9 protein-coding genes and 1 pseudogene are annotated in these 16,904 nt (G+C 66.3%); 3 read left to right on the forward strand and 7 right to left on the reverse strand.

Annotated features, from left to right (window positions below; genetic code table 11):
• The 3 genes from H5T65_07925 to H5T65_07935 all read left to right on the forward strand — a co-directional run.
• Positions 1-203: tetratricopeptide repeat-containing protein (locus tag H5T65_07925; protein MBC7259162.1), on the forward strand; the 203-nt coding region annotated here is incomplete at its 5' end.
• Between the two features lie 126 nt (positions 204-329).
• Positions 330-578: a tetratricopeptide repeat protein gene (locus H5T65_07930; GenBank protein MBC7259163.1), complete on the forward strand. Its 249-nt coding sequence runs from the start codon at positions 330-332 to the stop codon at positions 576-578.
• A 231-nt stretch (positions 579-809) separates the two neighbouring features.
• Positions 810-1,187, forward strand: coding sequence for a hypothetical protein (locus H5T65_07935; protein MBC7259164.1), 378 nt, complete (start codon positions 810-812; stop codon positions 1,185-1,187).
• 156 nt (positions 1,188-1,343) lie between these two features.
• Here H5T65_07935 and H5T65_07940 read toward each other — a convergent pair whose 3' ends face one another.
• From H5T65_07940 to H5T65_07970, 7 genes and pseudogenes are all read right to left on the reverse strand, one after another.
• A complete protein-coding gene (locus tag H5T65_07940) occupies positions 1,344-6,359 on the reverse strand; it encodes a LysM peptidoglycan-binding domain-containing protein (GenBank protein MBC7259165.1) in 5,016 nt (1,671 codons plus the stop codon).
• Between the two features lie 195 nt (positions 6,360-6,554).
• The gene (locus tag H5T65_07945; GenBank protein MBC7259166.1) at positions 6,555-7,172 is read right to left on the reverse strand and encodes an N-acetyltransferase; all 618 of its coding nucleotides are present in this window, start codon (positions 7,170-7,172) and stop codon (positions 6,555-6,557) included.
• An 11-nt stretch (positions 7,173-7,183) separates the two neighbouring features.
• Entirely contained in the window at positions 7,184-8,242 is a 1,059-nt protein-coding gene (locus H5T65_07950) for a Gfo/Idh/MocA family oxidoreductase (GenBank protein ID MBC7259167.1), read from the reverse strand.
• Positions 8,243-8,333: 91 nt separating this feature from the next.
• Complete coding sequence (locus H5T65_07955; GenBank protein ID MBC7259168.1) at positions 8,334-10,328, reverse strand: DUF11 domain-containing protein; 1,995 nt, start codon at positions 10,326-10,328, stop codon at positions 8,334-8,336.
• Positions 10,329-11,306: 978 nt separating this feature from the next.
• A pseudogene (locus tag H5T65_07960) lies at positions 11,307-11,903 on the reverse strand (hypothetical protein).
• 119 nt (positions 11,904-12,022) lie between these two features.
• On the reverse strand, positions 12,023-14,392 hold the full coding sequence (locus tag H5T65_07965) for a DNRLRE domain-containing protein (protein MBC7259169.1): 2,370 nt from the start codon (positions 14,390-14,392) through the stop codon (positions 12,023-12,025).
• A gap of 10 nt (positions 14,393-14,402) precedes the next feature.
• Positions 14,403-16,757 (reverse strand): beta-galactosidase, encoded by a 2,355-nt coding sequence (locus H5T65_07970; GenBank protein MBC7259170.1) that lies wholly within the window; start codon positions 16,755-16,757, stop codon positions 14,403-14,405.
• Positions 16,758-16,904: the final 147 nt, after the last annotated feature.

Raw genomic sequence — 16,904 nt, forward strand, 5'->3', positions numbered from 1 at the left:
ACAAGCAGACGCTGCAAATCCACCGCGAGATCGGGGACCGCCGCGGGGAAGGCAACGCCCTCGGCAACCTGGGGCTGGCCTACGCCGCCCTGGGGGACCCCCGCCGCGCCATCGCGTTCTACGAGCAGGCCCTGGAGATCGCCCGCGAGATCGGGGACCGCCGCGGGGAAGGGGCGGACCTCGGCAACCTGGGGCCGGCCTAAGCCGCCCTGGGGGACCCCCGCCGCGCCATCGGGTTCTACGAGCAGGCCCTGGAGATAGACCGCGAGATCGGGGACCGCCGCGGGGAAGGCAACGCCCTCGGCAACCTGGGCGCGGCCTAACAAGCCCTGGGGGACCCCCGCCGCGCCATCGGGTTCTACGAGCAAGCCCTGGAGATCGACCGCGAGATCGGGGACCGGCGCGGGGAAGGCAACGCGTGCTGGAACATGGGCCTGGCCTACGAGAAACTGGGCGACTACGCCCGCGCCGCGGAGTTGATGCAGGTGTGCGTGGACTACGAGCGGGCCATCGGCCATCCCGACGCGGAGAAGCACGCCGCGTATCTGGCAGAGGTGCGCGCGAAGGCGGGGCGGTAGGGCGCGGGGGCGGGCCGCGCGGGGCTGAACCCCCGCGCTGACGGAACAAAGCCCCTTCGGGGCTGGGCGGGTCGCCCCTACCTTCAGCCCGGCGCCTGGACGCCAGGCCCAACACCCTTCGCGTGGATTCGCGTTATTCGTGGATGCCGCCAGCCCGCGCGACGGCCAATTTGACAAATCGGCCCCCGCCGCATACGGTAGACCATCACGGATACCACGGAGGAGCGCGCCATGTCCCTTGACAGCACACCCGCTCACCAGCACCATCACGCCCGCGTCAACGCCAAGGTCGCAGTCGCCACCGACGACGGCCTCACCGTCCGCGAGACCTTCGCCGGCGCCGCCTACTACGCCGTCCTCACCGTGCACGAGAGCGACATCGTCCACAGCGAACTGCGCGAGGCCCCGCCCATCGGCCACGCCGGAGACCTGGACCGCGCCATGGGCGTGCTGCGCGACTGCCAGGTGGCGCTGGCCCGAAGCATGGACGACGACACGCGCAGCGTCCTCCGGCGCGCGGGGATTCAGCCGTTCGCGACGTCCGTGGACCTGGTGGAGGACGCCGTGGACCGCTTCGTGCTGGACACCCTGGCCGAAATGGGGCACTAGGGGGAAGCGAGCCGCGTCCGCGCGCCCGACAGATCCGCAGACCCGCACGAAACAACGCGGCTGGGAAAAGTGCGGAGGGGTCGCTGCCTGCTCAGCAACCCCTCCTGTTTTTGCGCGTTGTTCCGGAGCCGTAGCCCCTTCCCCTCAACGCGCCTCCTAGGGGAGGACCAGTAGTTGTCCGACGTAGATCACCCATGGGGCGGTGATGCCATTGGCAGCCGCCAGGGCCTCCACCGTAGTCCCGTGCCGCCACGCAATGGAGTAGAGCGTGTCGCCGGGGAGCACCGTGTAGACGCGCCCGGGCCGGGGCTGCGCCTGTGGCAGCAGTAGCCTCTGGCCGGGGTAAATCCACCACGGGTTGGTGATGCGGTTCAGCAGCATGAGCGTCTGCACCGTCGTGCCGTGCCGCAGGGCGATGGACGTGAGCGTGTCGCCGGCCTGCACCACGTAGATGCGACTCTCGGTCTCATCGCCCGCAGGGATGAGCAGGCTCTGGCCCACGTAGATGAACCAGGGGTTGGCGATGCGGTTGAGCCGCGCCAGTTCCGCAACGGTCGTCCCATAGCGCCACGCGATGGAGAACAGCGTGTCGCCCCGCTGCACGATATAGACCTGGGTTTCCGCGGGCGGCTGCGGCTGGCCTTCCGGCACCACCAGCACCTGGCCCACGTAGATGAAGGATGGATCGGCCAGCCCGTTCAGCGCCACCAGCACATCCACCGTCGTCCCGTAGCGCAGCGCGATGGAGTAGAGCGTATCGCCGGGCTGCACCGTGTAGCGCCCCAAGGGCAGCGGCGTCGCCGTCGGGAGCGGCGTGGCCGTGGGCAGCGGCGCCGATGTGGGCCACGGCGTCGGGCTTGGGCTGGGCACGGGCGACGTGGGCCATGCCGTCGGGCTGGGCAGCGGCGTCGCCGAAGGCCATGGCGAGACGGTGGGCGCGGGCGTCGGCGTCCAGACCGGCATCGTGGGCCACGGCGTGGCCGACGGAGTCGCCGTCGCGCCGGGCACCGTGGGCAGCGGCGTGGCCGTCCATGTGGGCATCGGCGAGGGCGACGGGGTCTGCGGCGTCTGCGTGGGCGCGGCTGTGGGATACCCCGTCGGCGTGCGGGTTGGCGTGGCCGAAGGCAGCCCTGACGGCGTCGCCGTCGGCGTGGCCGAAGGCGCGGGCGTGAACGTGGCCGTAGGCGTCCACGTCGCGGTGGGCGTGGCCGTCGGCGGCACGGTCGGCGTCGCCGTCGGCGTGGGCGTCGGCGTCGGCACCCAGGGCGGCGTGTACCAGGGCAGCGGCGTGGGCGTGCTGGTTGCCGTCGCCGTGGGCGTGCGGGTCGGCGTATGGGTAGGCGTGGGCGTCGGCGTGCCGGTCGCGCTGGCGGTCGGCGTCGGCGTATAGGTGGGCCACCACGGCGGCAGTTTGGTGCTCGTGGCCGTCGGCAGCGGCGTGGGCGTCTCGGTCGGCTCGGATGTCGGGCGCGCCACCGGTGTCTGCGTCATCTCGGGCACGGGCGTGGGCGTCCGCGTCGCCGTCGGCGTGGCCGAAGGCGTATGGTCGGGCGCGGGCGTGTCGGTCGGCGCAGGCGTGAATGTGGCCGTAGGCGTCCACGTCGCGGTGGGCGTGGCCGTCGGCGGCACGGTCGGCGTCGCGGTGGGCATCGGCGTATGCGTCGGCGTGGCCGTGGGCGTATTCGTAGCCGTGGGCGTCCACGTCGCGGTGGGCGTAGGCGTGTCGGTCGGTGTCGGCGTCCACGTGGCAGTAGGCGTCGCCGTGGGCGTTGGCGTGGGCGTGGGTGTCTCTGTCGCCGTCGGCGCGGGCGTGGCCGTAGGCGTCTCTGTCGCCGTCGGCGCGGGCGTGGCCGTATGGGTGGCCGTCGCCGTCGGGGTCTCCGTGGGCGTGAGCGTCGGTGTCGCCGTGGGCGTCCGCGTTGCGGTGGGCGTTGCCGTGGGCGTGGCCGTCGGCGTGTCGGTTGGCGCAGGCGTGAACGTGGCCGTCGCCGTCCGCGTCGGCGATGGCGTGAAGGTGGGCGTGGCCGTCGGCGTCGCGGTGGCGGTCGGCGTCGGCGTGGGCGTGGGCAACGTGTACTTCAGCACCAGGCGCGGGCGCACATCCGGCACCGCGTGGTTGGCCGACGCAAACTGGTACTCCACCGACACGCTCCCTGCCCCCTTCAGCACGAATCCCCTGTTGGTCGACGGATTCTGGAGCCACTCCTGTACCGCCTCGGTAACGTTGAAGGTGTACCACGCGCCGGCGTCGCTCACGGTGCGGGAATCCAGCGGAGTGCCGGTGCGGTCGTCGGGGATGCCGTTGGCGCCCGGCGCGGCCCAGGCCAGCTGATTCGTCGCGCGAAGCCAGGTCGCGGCGTCGTCGCTCCACTCCTTGTTCACCTTGTACAGCGTTACGGTCATCGGGTTGGGGTTGCTGCGGTTCTCCACGTACAGTTCCAGCGAAGCCGACTCCAGGCGCGCCCCTTGCGGCAGGTCTATGGCGTGGAACGTGATCAGCGAAGCACGCACATCGCCCTGGCGCACGGCGATTCGGTTGGCCGTGCCGTTCGTCTTGTTCTCATCCCAGGCGTCAATAAGCGTGTCCTCGGTTCCGAGGTATCCATTCACACCTTCCTGCAAAATTTTTACCGCCTGGTTGGGCGCCAGCGTCGGCGTGGGCGGCGGAGGCTGCGGAGCCCCCGGCGGCGTGGCGGTGGGCTGCGCCGTGGGCGTGCGGGTGGGCCAGGGCGTGGGCGTAGGCGCGAACCCCGTCCACGAGCCGGCCACATCCAGGAAGTGGATGGTCTCGTCGCCGTCGCCGTTGTTCCAGATGCGCAGGTCGGCCATCCCCGCCAACTGATCGTTGAAGTAGGCGTCGGTGATGATCCAGTCTTTCTGCACCCACATGTTGGTGCCCCGCTTCTGGATTTCCAGCGTCTTGACGCCGCCCTGGGCATCGGGATATTGCAGCGATAGTTTGTCCGTGCCCTTGTCCAGGTACACGAGGGAAATCTTGTAGGTCAGGCCGCCCTGTGGAGGCAGATTGGCGAACGGCCAGCCGTTGTCTATGTCAAACGTCATGTAGTTGTTGCCGCTGGCCTGGTCGGTGCGTCGGGCCGTGTAGGACGGCGAGGTCTGGCGCAGCATGTCCTCCGTGCGCGGGTTGGTGAAGTGCTGGTTGCGCGCAGGCGACGGCAGATCGGTGTTCTTGATGGCGACGGTGCGGCTCTGGGGCGCGGCCTCCAACCGATACAGGTAGAACATGTAGTCGCCGTAGAGGCCCGACGTCCAGCAGCCGGTGGCCTCCTTGCGGGTCGTGTCCTGCGCCTCACGTAGGGCAATCCAAACGCTCGGCGTCGTCTCCACGTTCTTGCCCAGATGCGTATTCACGAAGTTGGAGAAGCCAGGGACAGCGGCGAATACGCCAAGCACGTCCGAGTGGATGTCCATGAAGTCCAACTTGTGCGACATGGCCGCCAGGAACATCCAGTACGCGCCCGCCGGCCCAGGCATGATGTGCATGCCGCCCGCCGTCTCGCCCGCGCGGGGCAACAGGGGCCTGCGCAGCCAGATGACGGACTCGCCCGTGCGCTCGGCGTTGCTCTTGTAGGTGAGCGCCCCACCGTTGGGATGCCAGATGTTGGTTTTCAGGCCCACGGGCGGGTTCAGCGTCGCGCCAAAGTCCACGTTGTAGGGCAGGCCCGCCAGGTAGATGGGCTTATTGGGGAACGCCTCGCGGTGCCACTTCTCGGCATCCAGGAGCAGTCTCTCAAACTCATCCTGCGTAACCTGCTTGAGCAACTCCCCCTCGTAGTTGCACCCACCCATGTTCTTGGTGGCCACCGCCTCGCCGTCAAAGCCGATGCCGATGACCACGCCGGCCAGGCGCGGGTCGTTCCCGAACTCCTGCCCGAGGGCGTAGATCAGTTTCCGGTACTCCTCCTGCCAGACGGGGTTGTCATACTTAGGAGCCACCTGAGCCTTGTCGCACCCCGCCGGCTGCAGGATGTAACTCCCGCCGATGAGTCTTTTCACCCGTTCGGGCGTGAAATCAATCACCGTTCCGTCCAGTTGAGCGCCGTAGAAATACACGTGCAGGATCACCGGCTTGGAAATCTGCTGCCCGTCGGGGAGGGTGATCTTCATCTGCGCCGCCTTGTCCAGGTACGCGCGCAGGCCGCTGAAGTCGCCGTCAATGGCGTCCCAGGGCACCATGTGCATGGAGCCGAACGGCCCGTATTCGGGCATGTCGTTGGGGTTCACGTTGCGCCAGTCGTACATCCAGTACACGATGGCGGGCGGCTTGGGAACGTCGCGCGGCGGCGACGCCACCCACACCACGCGGTTGGCCGCCGATCCGTCGTACTTGGCGCCGGCGAATTGCGCCACGTCGCCCGTGAACACGGCGGTAACCGTGTTGTTGCCATGCTCCGCGCCCGAGGCGCTCAGCGTCACCTGCGCGTAGCCGTCGGCGTCGGTGGAGGCGCTCTTCTGATCGTAGAAGCCCGAGAAGTAGATAGTGCGGCCGGCGGGCAGGGGCCTTCCCTGGGTATCCAGCAGGCGGGCGCGCACGGTAACCGAATCGCCCCGCGACACCTGGCTGGGCAGCGAGACGATCTCCATCCGCGTGGGGATGGCGTCGGCACCGCCCCCGACCATGAACATGCCCGTGGCGCGGCTGCCCGTGTACTGGGCATCGCCCTGGAAGTAGGCCACCGCCTGGTAGCCGGTAGCCGTGTTGCGGAACCCGCCGGAGCCGCAGAACCCGCTGCGCAGGAGGTCGTTGACGATGGGCATGTCGTACACGGCGCGGCCTTGCGCGTCGGTGCGCGCGTAGTAGGCATAGTTCCACTCGTCGTTGTACGTGAAGGCGATCTTGCGCCCGCCCAGCGGGTTACCGTTCAGGTCGGTCAGGATGGCCTCCATGCGCAGGGTAGAGGTTCCGATGCGCATGGACTCGTTGGGCGACAGATTCAGGGTCAGGCGCGACTCCTGCCGCACCACGTGGGGCACCACCGTCTCGCCGGTCGCCGGTTGCTGCTGCCGGCTAGGGGCCAGCGCCCCCTTGAGCGCCAGGAACAGCGCCGCGCCGAACAAGAGCACGATGGCCGCGATGAGCAGGATTCGCAGCCAGGTGTTCCGCTTTTCGGCTTTCAGATCAATCCAGCCGTCATCCTTTCGGCGTCTCATGATAGATCCTCCCCTTTACGTCAGGCCATCGGCTTTCGCAGGAACCGATGGTGCTTGCAGGCACCAATAGGCATGCAAATTCCATGCCACACGCCGCACTTGATAAGTGCGAAGGCAAGGGCAAGGGGAGCGACCGCTATCAAAAACAAAGCCTGGGGTGCGCCCCAGGCTTCCGCGAAAGCCCATGGAAGCCGCCTACCGGTAGGGTTTGTCCGTCAGCCCCGTCTCGCACGTCAGGTCGTCTATGCGGCACACGACCCGCGCCGGGTTGCCATAGGCCACGGAACGCGCCGGAATATCCTTCGTAACCACGCTGCCCGCGCCGATGAGGGCAAACCCGCCGATCTCCACGTACGGTAGGATCGTTACATTCCCGCCCACCTGCGCCCCGCGCCGTATCGTGGGGCCTTTCATGCACCGCTTGGACTCGGGGCAGCCCGGATGGATGTCGTTGGTGATGATGACGCCCGGCGCTAGAAAGACGTCGTCTTCTATCACCGTAAACTGGGCCACGTACACGCCCGTGTGGATTTTCACCCGATGCCCGATGACGCAGCCGTAATCCACCACCGAGTTGCTCCAGATGGACACATGGTCGCCGATGCGGTTCTCCTCGCGCACGACGACGTTGTGGCCCGTCTGGAAGTCGGCGCCGATGACCGAGCCTTCGTACAGCACGGTGCCCGCGCGCAGCCGCGCGCCAGGCCCCACCACCAGGCGGCGGTCGGGGATGTCGCGGCCTGTGGGGTAGCCCAGGAGCACGCCCTCGTCAATCTCCTGCGGCGCGCCCAGTTGCACCAACGCCGACAGAATCCTGGCGCCGCTCACAACCGCACCCGCTCTCTCATGCCGCCGTTGAGCAGAGACCGCGTGGCCGCCTCCAGGATGCGCACCACCTCAAGCCCGTCGCGGCCGTCGCTCCGAGGGCGCTCGCCCGTGCGGACGCAGTGCAGGAAGTGCTCGCACTCCACGCGCAGCGGCTCCACGTTGGGGATGGCGGGCGTGGTGATGTCGCCGTAGCGGTAGGAAAGGTGAAACTCCTCCAGCGTGTCGCTGTACGGCGGGACGTCCACGCCTTTGTCGTAAATCTTGATCTTCTCGGTGGGTTCCACGTCGTCGTACACCACCATCTTCTTGCTGCCCACGACGGTGATGCGGCGAATCTTGCACGGGTCCAGCCATGAGACCCGAATGTCGGCCATGATCTCGTTGGGGAAGTGCAGCGTCAGGTAGGCCACATCGTGAATCTTGGGCCGCACGTAGGCCGCGCCGCGCGCGCTGACGTTCACCGGCAGCATCCCAAGGATGAACAGCAGGATGGACACGTCGTGGGGAGCCAGGTCCCACACCACGTTGATATCCGGCTGGAAAATGCCGAGATTCACCCGCGTCGCGTTGATGTAGTAGATGCGGCCCAGTTCCCCGGCAGCGATGATGCGGCGCAGGTACTCCACCGCGGGGTTGTACTCAAACGTGTGCCCCACCATGAGGGACAGGCCCCGCCTCTCGGCCAGGTTCACCAGGTCCTCGGCCTCCTCGCTGTTGGCGGTGAGAGGCTTCTCAACCAGGACGTGCTTACCGGCCAGGAGCGCCTCCCTGGCCAGGCGGTGATGCGTCGGGATGGGCGTGGCGATGGCGACTGCCTCCACGTCCGAACGCAGCAGTTCCTGGTAGTCCGTGGTTACGCGCACCGCCGGATACAGTTCGCGGATGTGAGCCAGGCGTTCCTGGCGCAGGTCGCACACCATGACCATATCCGCGCTGGGTATCTCGTGGAAGTTGCGAATGAGTTTGGGGCCCCAGTATCCGGCGCCCAGAACTCCTACCTTCACTTGTCGTTCCACCAACCGATCTCCTGTGACAACAGTTTTCCGCAAATCCATTGCGCAGGAAGCGAGCGGAGATGCGGAGATGCGGAGCCTCAGCAGCCACGAGCGGCGCCCAGACCACGCAGTCGCCTTCGCGGTCCCGCTTCTACGGCCACTCGGCCAGTTTCTGAGCCTTGACGATATAGGTGAACGGAACGTACAACCGCCACAGTTGGGCGGCGCCGAAGTCCACGATGGCAAGGCCGCGCGGCACGAGGGTAATGGGCACCTCATCCGGCGTCGTGGAGAAATACCCCGGGGGGTTCGTCCGCTGCACGATGTAGTCGCCCGGCAGGACTTCGCGGAAGACATATCGGCCGTCGGATCCCGTCGGGCCGTACTCGTGCACGAGGTTGCCCTGCAAGTCTACGATGCGGATGTACGCGTCCGGAAGCGGCACCTCGCCCACGTCAAACACGCCGTCCAGGTTGGCGTCGTACCACACCAGCCCCGAAACGCTGGCCGCGTACCGCGTGGGCGTCGGCGTGGGCGTCTCGGTCGGCGTGAGCGTGGGAGTTGCGGTGGGCGCGGGCGTCTCGGTGGGCGTGGCGGTCGCGGTGAGCGTCGGCGTGCCGCTGGGTGTCGCCGTCGGCGTAGCCGTGGGCGTGAGCGTGGGCGTGCCCGTGTGGGTCGGCGTAGGCGTGGGCGTGCGCGTCGGCGTGGAGGTGGCCGTCGCGGTGGGTGTGCGCGTGGCCGTAGGGGTCGCGCACAGGATCATGAGCGTCTCGGCCACGCCCCAGTCGCTGACGCCCTCTTGCGCCGTGGCCCAGACCGTGTTGGTGATTATCGTGTTGGGCCGAATGTTGCTGAAGGTGTGAATTTCCAGATGGAGCGTCCGCGTCTCCAGCGCCGCCAGTGTCCCCACATTCCATTGCACAACGCCAGGCGCCACCTGTATTGCTCCGGGCGTGGAATCGCCCGGCAGGAACAGCGTCTGCGCAGGGAGCGTATCGGTTACCACAACCCCTGTCAGCGTGTAGTTCTGCATGTTCTGAACCTGAATCGTGTACCGTTGCCGCCAGCCTATGCACAGCGGGTCGTGCCAGTCGGTCTTGGCCACATCCAGCACCAGCGCCTGGCTCCAGACCTCGCCGCCGTCCAGCGGGTTGAGCGTCCCCACGTAGATGTTTCCGCCATCGGAGAGCATGGAATTGGCGGCGATATTGTCGGCGTCGCCGAAGCCAGGGGCGCTCGTCTGCCACCACTGCCCCCCATTGTAGGCCCACACCACCGGGCCTTGCGAGGAGTAGTTCACCGCCGCGAGGAGCAAATCGCCCAATGGCTCCACTTCCAAGATCGCCAGCGCCCCATCCATCTGGCGGAGCAGGCGCAGGCCCATGGCATCCAGCAGCCATATCTGATGATCCACGGCGATGACTAGGCTGCCCGAGTAGGCGCACAGGTCGTTGACGCGCACCCGGCCCGAGAACGCGCCGCCATCCACCCGCGTCCACGTCGTGCCGTCGTAGGCCCACAGTTGGGCCGCGCCAGCGCCGTCGCCGGTGCCTGCATACAGCAAGCCGTTGTGGACGTGCAGAGCGGAGATGATGGTCGTCGTTATGGGGCTTCCCTGGCCCACGAACCCGCCCGTCATGACCGGCGTCCAGACGGTGCCGTTGAAGCGCCAGACATCGGCGCCGGTCGCGACGTTCCATGTGCCGGCGTACAGGTTGCCGCCGTAAACAGCCATGCTGGTAACGCTGACCGTGGCCCCGCCCAGGGTGCCCGAAAGGCCCCACGTAACCCCGTCGTAGGCCCAAACCTGCGCCTGGTTGGTGCCGACGAAGAGGCTGCCCGCATAGGACGCCATGGCCCACGGGACAGGCAGCGCGCCGCCTGCGCCCCAGCCGCCCGTGGCGACCGCCGACCACACCCCACCGCTGTAGCGCCATATCTCGGCGCCCGCGGCGTTGGCCGCCCCCGCGTACAGCGCGCCGCCGTGCGCCGCAAGCGAGGACACTTCGGTATTCTGGGTTGTGCCGAATCCGTCGGCGTTGATCTGCGCCCAGGGCCATTCCTGAGCCAGCGCCACCGACGCGAAGAGCAACGTGAGCGCCACAATTCCTGCGGCTATAGCGACGGCTCGCACAAGCAACCTCACCGACAACCTCCCGATGGGCGCCGATTTGGCCCCCGCGGTTTGCGCCGCCAGCGGCGCGGGCAGGATTGTATCACGGCCCCAGAGGCCGTGTCAATTCGGCCGGCGCGCAGGCGCAACCGAGGCTTTCTCCCACTCCATTATACAAACGCTGGATGAAAAGAGGATGAACGAATCCGCGCGGCGCAATGACAGTTTGTTCATGCAGGGCAAGGTTCACATGCCCTTGAACAGCACCGGTATGCGAACCTTGAACCGCGTCCCTTCGCAGGTAAAGTCCAGCCGATACGAACTGACGGAACCCATGTACCCGTCCACGACGATGTAGTACGTGCCGGGGTCGGCGGAGTAACTGGCCAGCCAGTTGCCGTAGGCGACGCAGGCGTCCGGATACGGCGCGGACAGCAGGAACACGTCCAGGTCGGCCCCAGGCTCCAACGCCGAAACCCATGCGCTCAAGGTGGTCTTCGCCGTAACCGTGATGACGTACACCTGCTCCGGCCCGGTCTCGGCCCAGGCGAGGTTGCACGAGTAGGCAGAGACATTGCTGGGCTTGCCGCGCGTGTCGCCGACCACATACGAGTTGCAGGTAACCGCCACGGCGCTGCCTAAATCCAGAACGCGCGTGGCCGTCGGCGTCGGAGTCTTCGTGGCCGTCCCCGTGTTGGTGGGGGTCGGCGTGATGGTGGGCGTGCGGGTGATCGTCGGCGTGCGCGTCGCCGTGGGTGTGGGTGACGGCGACGGCGTGGGGGTAAATATGGATTCATCGGCGAACCGCACGGTCGCGATGCTCCCCGCCGTTACCGGAACCACGACATTGTTGCTGGAGACCGAGCGATAGCCCGGCGGGTCGGTCTCCGTAACGAAGTAGTACCCGGGCGTCAAGTCGGGGAACCGGAACGTGCCAGTATCGGTCGTAACCTGCGTGCCCACAACCTGCTGGCTCATATTCTTCACGGTGATGATTGCGTCGGCTAGCGGGGGCTCGCCGGGATCGGGCGTCAGGTTGCGGTTCAGGTCGTGCCACACCAGGCCCCGAATCTCGCCGGTTGAGGGCGTGGGCGTAACCGTGGGCGTTGGGGTATTGGTGGGCGTGGGCGTGATCGTTGGCGTCGGCGTGAAGGTGGACGTGGGCGTTGGGGTGGGCGTCGGCGTTGGGCCGCTGGTGGCCGTCAGGTTGAGCAGCGCCGTTACCCCCGAATGCCACACGCCCGTCTGCTCCGCTTCCAGCGCGCCGATGCGGAACACGATGATATCGCCTTCCTGGCCGCCATCTTTGCCCGGCTCAATCGGATCGTCGCCCCGCACGTCCAGCAGCCCGTACCACGACTCGCCGGCGTAGGTGTACGTGTTGCCCTGGCCGTACTGCACGCCATCAATCCAGGCGGTGATGAGCGTGCCGTCGGGCACGTTGGCCCCGTCCACCTTCACCGTGCCGTAGAATGTGGACGGTGGAGGCGGCACGGCGCGGGCAGGCGTCGCGAATACCGCCGCGAGTATCAGAATCAGGGCGATGGATGCGAGAATCCCGCCCTTGGCAAGCCAGGATTTCAGCATGTGCGCCTTTCTCTCACACATCAGATTGCGCTCGTCGGCCCAGTTTGGCCCATTTTGCACAAATTGTCAACCACGCGGGGCAAGTCTCGTAGGGGCAGGACTGAGACCTGCCCCTACGACATGTGCAAGGAACGTGCCTGCTACTTCCGCACATTTTTCATGACAACCGGCAGCACCAGGCGTTTGGGCGCCCGCGGCGTGGGCGTCGGCGTGCGCGTGGCCATCGGCGACAGACCGAAGGATATCGGTATCGTCCAGCCCGCCAGCACCTGGACGTCCCACGATGGTTCGGTGGTCGCGTAATAACCGGCCGGAATCACCACCGACACGCGATACCACCCCGGCGTCAGGTCGGGGAAGTCGTAGGTCCCGAGGCCGTTGCTATAAGTGGTACGCAGCACGTGATCCGCCAAATCCGACAGGCGCACCTGGATGCCGCTCAGCGGTGGCTCGCCTGGCGTCTGCACGCCGTCGGGAGTAACGTCATCCCACACCGTGCCGTAGATGCGCCCCGTGCTCGGCGTCGCCGTGGGGGTGTTGGTCGCCGTGGGCGTGTTGGTCGCCGTGGGCGTGTTGGTGGGCGTAGGCGTATTCGTCGGCGTGAGCGTTGGCGTGGGCGTGAACGTGGGTGTGGGCGTATTCGTCGGCGTGAACGTCGGCGTCGGCGTGGATGTGGGCGTGGGCGTCGGTGGGCACGGCTGCCAGTTGATGCGCAGCAACGGCCGCGGGCTTACCGACTGCGAATACTCCGACGACCAGAACCGCCGCTCCACGGTCTGGTTGCCTGTGCCGATGATCAGCACGCCGTAATTCTCGCCCGGATTGTCCGCCCACTGCTGGACCAGGTTGGTGATGTCAAACGAGTACTTGGCGTTCGTGTTGGCAATCACGACCGAGGCGACGGACGTGAAATCTCGGTCGCTGGCTGAGTCCGCGCCAGGCACGCCCCACGGATCGCCCAGCGCCGCCTGGTTCCACGTTGCCTCATCCTCCACCCAGGGCCGCCTCATTCGGTACAGGGACACCGTCATGGCGCGTGTGGCATCGCTGGTATAGTAATTCGTTGTCAGTTCCAGCGTGGCGGAGGTGATGATGGCGCACTGTGGCAAGCGGCCGGTCAGGTCAAAGGACAGCAGCGCGCGCATGCGGGGGTTGCCCGTCTTGAGTTTCAATTCAGAGCGTTGGAACTCGGTGTTGTAGTTGGTGTTGGCGTCATCCTCGCGCATGTACACGTCGCGCGTGCCGTCGTAGCCGTCCAGCCCTTCCTGCAGCACGATGGTGGACGGCGGGACGGTCGCCGACGGGGAGGGCCCCGGCGTGGGCGACGGGCCGGCGGGCGTAGCCGTAGGCGTAGAGGTGGGCGCGCCGTACACGTACCAGATGTCCAGGTAGGGACGGTAGTTGACATTGGGTTCTTCCGACGTGTAGATCCGAACGTCGGCCGTCGGGCCGCTTCCCACCAGCAACACGCCGTGGTTCGGGATGCCGCTCACCCAGCCCTGCACGAGCGCCGTGATGTCCATCTCGTAGCGCACGTTGTCCGTGTCGCCGATGGTCACAGAACCGGAGGGCGCGCCTTCCACGTCGGATGGCACGCCCGCGGCCCCTGGAATCTCCCAGAACCCATCGCCCGCGGACGTGGCGCGGTTCCAGGTAACCTGATCCTCAATCCAGTCGCGGTTCAGGCGGTAGGCAGACAAGGTGAAATTCCCGGGCACGCCGTACCGTGTGAGGTAGAACAACCCCAGGCGGGCCTTCACCACGGTGATGCCCGAAGGCAGCCCCGACAGGTCAAACTTGATGAGGCCCTTCTTGCTGGGCAGGCCCGGCTTGATCTTGAAGTGGCGGTTGGGGTCCGGGCCGAAGTTGGCATCCGGATCGTCCTCCACAATGTACGAATCCCACACCAGCGGGAACCCCGAGGCGGAACGCTGCAAGCGCACCTTGACGGGCGGCGGCGTGGGCGTGGGCGTGCCGAAGGGCGTCGGCGTCCGCGTGGGCGTGTTGCTGGCCGTGGGCGTCGCCGTTCGCGTGTTGGTGGCCGTGGGCGTATTCGTCGGCGTATTCGTGGGCGTGGCCGTTGGCGGCGTGCCGGTAACCGTCGGGGTCGGCGTGGGTTCCTGAATGGTCAGGTTCAGGTTGACGTTCCCGCCCGTCTGCCATACGCCCGTCTGGTCGGCCCAGACATCGCCCACCTTGAACGAGACGATGTCGCCCGCGACGCCGCCCTCCTTGATTCCGGGCGTATCGGGGTCGTCGCCAGGGACGTCCAGGTTGTACCATGTTTCGCCCGCGTAACTGAACGCATACGTGGTCGCGTACTGCACGCCCGCGATCCAGGCGCTCACCTCCGTGCCCGGGGGCACGTTGGAGCCTCCCTGCTTGACCGTGCCGTAGAACTTGCACGGCAGCGGGGGCACGGCGCTCACGGGTGTCGCCGGAAGCAGATACCCAACGAGCAGGGCCGCGATGAACACCCCAACCAGGAGTAGTCTGATCACTCGTTTCATACGGCGCTCCTTAATTCGTAACCGTCAAGGTGCAATCCTGCGTTACGTAAATCCAATAGGCCCTTCCCGGCTGAATCTGCGACAGGTCATTCAGGAACGGCGGCAACGATGTATCGTACACCTTCCACGGGTCGGCGTCGTCAAAGGCGTCATAAGTATACACCTTTGTGTACTTCCCCGCAATGGTCGCCAGCGCATCGGCCACCGATTTGGCCGTCTGGCCTGGGTAGCCCACCAGGTTCGCGCCCGTCTTGAGCGGAATGGCCGTGGACGCGGCCCACGAGCCGCTGACCGTCCACGTGGTGCTCTGCGTAGCCCAGAGCCACAGCCCCTTGGTGTTGTTGATCTGCGTGAGGTCGTTGAGGAACGGCGGCAGGCTCACGTCGTACACCTTCCACGGGTCGGCCGTGTCAAAGGCGTCGTAGGTGTACACCTTGCCGTAGGAGCCGCTGATGGGCGCGAGGACGGTTTCCACGTTCGTGTTGGCCAGGGTGAGGGGCACGGACACGAAGTTCCAGCCCATGCGCAGCGGAATGTTGAAGTTCGCGCTGCTGCCGCCGCCCTTGCTCACGTCCACGAAGTGGATGTACTCGTCGCCGTCGTTGTTGCAGTCCAGGCGAAAGTCGCTGGCGCCCAGCAGGCCGTTGGCCATGCGCGCGTCGGTGATGACGAAGGTATGGGTCTTCCACGTGCGCGAGTTCGTCTTGACCACAATATCCGTGCTCCGCTGTACGCCGCCGACCGCGTCGTAGTCTATCTTCCACGAGTCGGTGCCATAGTCAAAATACGTAACCTTGATGGTAACCGTGTTGCTCCCGCCGAACAGGAACCCGTCGTCTATCTTGAACCACATGTAGCGGTTGCCGCTGGCCTGGTCGGTGCGGCGGGTGATCCACGACTCCTTGCCTGCCCAAGCCCCGCCCAGGTTGACGTTGGTCTGGATGTTCGTGTTATACGATGAGTACCCTTTGGGCACCAGCGAGTTGACCAGCGCAGCCTGGCTACCATCGTCAGGGTCTATGCCGCCGCGGTAGGTAACGACTTTGGTGCGCCCGCCAGCGATGGAGTCATCCTGGTACAGATAGTAGGAGTAGTTGCCCCACTGGGGATACCACGTGTAGCCCGAGTCGCGCATGGCCACCCAAACGCTGGGGGCGTTGGCGGCCGTCTTGCCGAAGTAGGGCAACGCCCAGCGGAAGTAGTCCATCACCTCGGTGCGGGGGTTGCCGCTGGGATCGGCAAACATCCACCCGCGCCAATCGGTGAGCGTGTAGTCCACGGTGAGATAATCCACGGGATGCGACTGGTTGTCCACCTGATGCCCCAGCGCTCCCAGAAGCCCCCAATACGCCAGGTACTCGTGAGGGGTGAGATACCAGTAGGCTTCGTGGCCCACCGGTAACGTTCCCTGCACGGAAATCAGCGGGTCCAGGCGGCCACACCCCGCCTGCGAATATGGCGGCGTGATGACGACGGCGTCCTCATCGGCCAGAAGCCCCGCCACCATGTTGCCAACCCCCATGGGCGCCACGTCGGACATGATTTCCGAACGGTTGCAGCGGTGCGTGTACGTGGGCGCGTTGAGGATCATGACGGACTTGGACGGCCAGCGGGTGCTGTTGCCGGTCCCCCCGAACGCGATGGCATAGGCGCGCGCGGTCTCGCGCACATAAGCGCGCCACAGGTCGTAGGTCAAGCCCGCATTCTGGAACGCGGCGTCATAGGCATCGTCGCCGGGCTGTGTCTCGCCGTAAAGCCCGGTGCCCGCAAGGATGAATTCCACGCGCGGGTCGTCCTTGTACCGCGCGCCCAGGGCGTAGATGAAGTTGAAGTAGCGGGTCTGATAGCAGGAATTGTGATACTTGATGGCCTCCAGCGGTGGATAGTCGGTGCTGCTGTAGCCCGAACTGGCCGTGGCGGTAAAGATGAGGCCAGGGCATGCGGTTCGGACCCAGTCGGGGATGACCACGCCGCCCCGGCGTCCGTTGTACGTAACGATGTGCAGGCCGACCGGTTTCCCCTTGGCGCTCGCCGCGGCCAGGTAATTGTCTATCCTGCTCCAGTCATAAACGCCTTCGGAAGGCTCCAATTGCTTCCAGGTGAACGTCTGGTGCCCGCCGAGGATGGGATAGAAGCCCGGGTCCAGGTTGTCCGCATCGCGCGCGATGTAAACGCCTGGGCGCCCTCCGCCCGGAATCACCGCCGCGTCCACGCCGTCGGGGTCGCCGAGGACGCGGATGCCGCTCAGAACGATCGTGTCGCCCGCTTCAGGATCAGCGGCCGCAACGGGCCCCACCAACGGCATCATCAGAGGGCCAAGCAGCGCCCCCAACAAAGCGATCCAAAGCCATGTTCTACGTCCCATATGTTCCTTGATCCTCCATGCTGTTCAGGGTACGGGTTGATTATAGGCGGAAGTCGCCGCGCTCCAAACCACCTACGGAGGCGGAGTCGGTTTCATCTTGTGTTGGTCAACCGCATGCCCCCTCTTCGTGCGTCATTGCGAGCGAAG

This window comes from Chloroflexota bacterium, from assembly GCA_014360805.1.
Lineage (GTDB): Bacteria > Chloroflexota > Anaerolineae > DTLA01 > DTLA01 > DTLA01.